We start from the raw sequence: 3,990 nt of genomic DNA, 5'->3' as shown, positions 1-3,990 counted from the left end.
GACGCCGACACCACCACCAAGGAGGTCGCATGAACCAGTCACAGCACCAAGCACGTGCCGGTCCCTGACGCCATCACACTGCTTGTTTCAACGAAAGGCAGAAACACCACTCCGTCGGACTTGACCCTGAATACAACGGATGCTAATGTCGAGAACATGTTGATTTTGGGAACTGCTTCGATGCGGTTGCGCCGCAACCGCTAACAGCGGTTGACCTTCCAGTAGTGGTCACCGCTCCGGTCACTAAGCCGGGCTGTCATTTTGCCATGCCCGGCTCCAAAACTCTTCTTTTCGGAGCATCCCATGTCTGCATATTCTCGTGGTCGTCACGAAAACGGCCAGAACTTTCTCACTGACTCCCGCGTTATCGCCTCTCTCTTGGAGCGTGTGGGAAGCACTAGCGGCCCCTTGATTGAGATTGGTCCCGGCCAAGGAGCGCTGACTCATCCGTTGTCTTGTACGGGACGATCTCTCACAGCTGTTGAAATTGACCCCGCGCTGGCAGGTGCGCTGCGGCGGGAACTTGACGATGCTGTGACTGTCATCAACGAAGATTTTCTGAGATACCGTCTGCCAGCCCACCCTCATGTGATTGTTGGTAACATCCCGTTTCATATCACCACATCCATCTTGCGGCGCCTTTTTCGCGCCCCAGGCTGGACCGACGCTGTGCTGCTTATGCAGTGGGAGGTTGCCCGCCGACGTGCTGGCGTCGGTGCGTCAACCATGATGACCGCCCAGTGGGCTCCGTGGTTCACTTTTGAGCTTGGAGAACGTGTTAGCCGGGAGGCGTTTACCCCTCGTCCTAGTGTGGATGGTGGCGTTTTGCACATCCGACGCCGTCCTAAAATGTTGGTACCAGTTGGAAAGCGAAAGGCGTTCCAAGCTCTAGTGCACGCCGTCTATACGGGGAAGGGTCGTGGGATCGTCGATATCGTCACCCAAGCGAAGATATTTCCCTCTCGACAGGCGGCGCGGAAATGGGCCGAGCGGTCCGGTGTGCATTCGCATCAGCTGCCCTCTGACCTGTCTGTTGCTCAGATGGTCAGCCTCTTCGAAAGCCGTGGGGCAGTTCCGCCGCGACGCCGCAAACAGAGGAAATAGTTCCGAGAGGAGAATTCCTCTGGGGAGGCGGGCCAAGAAAAATCAATAACCCCGGTGATGTGCGTCTAAAACGCAGGGATCGCTCCGGGGCCTTCGGTTCCAAGTGTAACACTGGTACGTATGTCATCCAAGAATAATCCGGTTAGTGATCTTGAGGCTTGGTTTTCATCCGAGCGGATGAAAACCTACAGCTTCCACTCGGATCCCGACGCTCTCTACCTGTGGAATACTCGCGTGACCAAGTCCTTCCTGGAAGATATTCAGCATGTCGAGGTGCTCTTGCGTAACTGTGTCGATACTGCTGTGTCTCCAAGGTATGGGCAGCGGTGGTATGTCCACCCGGCTATTCCTTTTGATCGGCAGGCGAAGAAGTCTATTCAGAAGGCGGAACGGCGGGCGGGAATTAGCCGAGGTCAGGTGCCACCATCGGGACGGGTGATTGCTGAGTTGAGCTTCGATTTCTGGGCGTATCTTTTTACCAATACGTACGCGTCGACGATTTGGCCACTAGTTCGTAATAGTCTTGTGGCCACGCCGGTTTCCGCCACGGATGAGGGTGGGGCTGGCATCTTCGTTCCTTCTTTGACTGATTTCAAGCGTGAGGTTGATGTGGTCTACAAACTACGTAACCGTTGTGCTCATCATGAACCAATTATTAGGCGGAACAGGCAGCATGAAAATGCTCGGCTTGATCGTGCGCAGCAAGCCGTCAGGCTTTTGTCCACGTGGATCGATCCGGGTGCGTCGCAGTGGATTGCTGAACACTCGAGGATCCCTGATCTGCGGATCAATAGGCCGTAGGCTGGCTTCATGAGACTATTTCTTGCTTCCTACCTGCACCCTGACCTTGTCACCTACCTGACTGGCAGGATTCTCTATATCGATGATGCAGCAGTTGAGATGCGGGAAGCCCCGTTCGCCCAAGAGGAGTTGAAAACTGTGGGCGAGGCGGCGGAGGTGCTAGTTCCTGTCACTGTGTCACAGATGGCACTGGCAGATTTCCGCAAAGAGCTTGAACTAGCTGATTGTGTCTATGTTGCGAGTGGTGAAACATTCCGCTTGCTCCATGCGCTGAAATCCACAGGGGCAGACCAGCTTCTTGTTGATGCTGTGCGCGCTGGAAAGTTGTATGCGGGTAGTTCTGCTGGGGCGATGGTTGCTGGTCCTTCAATTGAGCCAGCCACGGTGATGGATAATCTTTCCATAGCTCCTGATCTCGGGGATTATACCGGGCTTCATCTCACTGAATTTGTGGTGGTTCCTCATGCCCAAGGTACAACTGGTCCGTATTCCATCAACATCATTAGTAAGACGGTGGAAGAGTATGGCAAAAAATGGAATCTGCTGTTGCTGAGGGACGGACAAGCTCTCTATGTAGATGCCCGGGGATCAATGCTTATTTAGCTGTACAGGTTAGAGCAATTGATGGTGTGAAAGGCTCCTAGTCGATGAGAGCCGAATGAGCTTTTCTTTCAATTAGAAGGTAAAGAGGTTACCTAAACTATTTTCGTCTCCGCTTGGCTGACTCTCTAGTTTTTTTGCCTGTCGGTATAGTTTTCGCAGGGCTGTATCGGACATATCGATGATTGGTTCATACATGAACGCGTTGACGTGGATACTCTCTGGCGTCATGAGCGAGACGCCCTCGAGTATTTTTTGACTTTCAGGGGTGCCGAGTTCGCGGTTTTTGAACTCTCTAAATAATTCTGCGGTCTGATTCCTTGTGATCCGTTCGACAAATTGGGGATCGTTGAGCTCGGTTATCATATACTTCTCTGCAAGTATTCGAGTAGCGATGGACAGCACGATCTTGTTCTCGAAATTGACACCTTCTTTGGCAGAGACGGCCTCTTCGGCCTGTTGGTTTAGCAGATCCATCACTCTGTCTTCCGGTGATCCCCAGCTTTCCTCATCCTGCCCGTGGAACGTATCCGCAAAAATCCGGTCGAGATCCCTGTTTGTAATTGAGGGGGAGTCAGTCTTCCAATGGAGGAGCGATGTGAGCACCTTGTAATCTTCGTCTGTTTTCCCCTTGGTGTATTCAAGGATGTTTCGCACAAACGGGATTGATGCGATGCGCTGCATTCCACAGGTGAAGAAGTGCCGCTTGAAGAGATTGATGAACGGATTATTGACATGGTCCGCTTTGTTGAGAACTATCCTTCCAGCGTCTTTTTGTGCCATAAAACACTGTCCGTAGCCAGCGACGTTCCGGTTAACCACCGTGCGGAAGAAATCGAAGTTATGAGTCAGGAGGATTATCTTGAAATCGGAGTAGTTTACAATCTCCTTGAGGTATTGAATAATGGCATACTTGTTCTTGTAGTCGAACGAGTCGGCCAGATCATCGATAACAAATAGTGTCGCGCGACCAGCAGCCTTCCGCGCTTCAACCTCGAAGAGCACATTAAGTATGTAAAGAGCTTTTTTCTCCCCGTTGCTAAGGACTTTAAGTAATTCCTCCCTCTCAACGTCGGTAGTCTCGTCACCTTCTTCGAATTCGAAAGTAAGCTCCAAAACGCTCTCCTGGCCAAGTATGACGCGGTGTCTGTTTTTTGCGCTGAGTCGGAACGGGACGAAAAACCGATCATTGAAGATATCGATAACTTTTTCCCACTGGGTGCTTTCGTTTACCGCCTGCTCCTCAATCGTCTTGCGGCGAGATTCCGTGTCTTCAAAACGCGTCACAACGTATTCGAAAAGATGCTCTTGTGCCTTCAGATGAGATTTCCAGACATTTTGTTGGAAAGTATCGATATGGTTGCGTCCGTTAGCGTGGTGTATCTGTGACTATCGGTGAGGGCCTGATGAATGCATGAGGCGACCACCGTAGTACCTTTCGATTCCATAACCACACTTCCTCGAAAGGGATAACCACGATGGCCG

The 3,990-nt window shown here is 51.8% G+C and carries 4 protein-coding genes; 3 read left to right on the top strand and 1 reads right to left on the bottom strand.

Going from position 1 to position 3,990, the window contains the following annotated elements; genetic code table 11:
* Positions 1–303: 303 nt before the first annotated feature.
* From erm(56) to NQ014_RS10735, 3 genes are all read left to right on the top strand, one after another.
* Complete coding sequence (erm(56), locus tag NQ014_RS10745; RefSeq protein WP_168939877.1) at positions 304–1,104, top strand: 23S rRNA (adenine(2058)-N(6))-methyltransferase Erm(56)'; 801 nt, start codon at positions 304–306, stop codon at positions 1,102–1,104.
* Positions 1,105–1,224: 120 nt separating this feature from the next.
* A complete protein-coding gene (locus tag NQ014_RS10740; protein ID WP_168939878.1) occupies positions 1,225–1,905 on the top strand; it encodes an Abi family protein in 681 nt (226 codons plus the stop codon).
* Between the two features lie 9 nt (positions 1,906–1,914).
* Positions 1,915–2,508 carry a Type 1 glutamine amidotransferase-like domain-containing protein gene (locus NQ014_RS10735; protein ID WP_168939879.1) on the top strand — a complete coding sequence of 198 codons (594 nt, stop codon included), beginning with the start codon at positions 1,915–1,917 and terminating at the stop codon, positions 2,506–2,508.
* A gap of 72 nt (positions 2,509–2,580) precedes the next feature.
* Here NQ014_RS10735 and NQ014_RS10730 read toward each other — a convergent pair whose 3' ends face one another.
* Complete coding sequence (locus NQ014_RS10730; protein ID WP_257075326.1) at positions 2,581–3,792, bottom strand: AAA family ATPase; 1,212 nt, start codon at positions 3,790–3,792, stop codon at positions 2,581–2,583.
* Positions 3,793–3,990 lie beyond the last annotated feature (198 nt).

It is taken from the genome of Corynebacterium sp. 5QC2CO (assembly GCF_024580435.1).
Classification (GTDB): Bacteria; Actinomycetota; Actinomycetes; order Mycobacteriales; family Mycobacteriaceae; genus Corynebacterium; species Corynebacterium jeikeium_D.
This window is presented reverse-complemented; position numbering and strand designations above follow the sequence as displayed.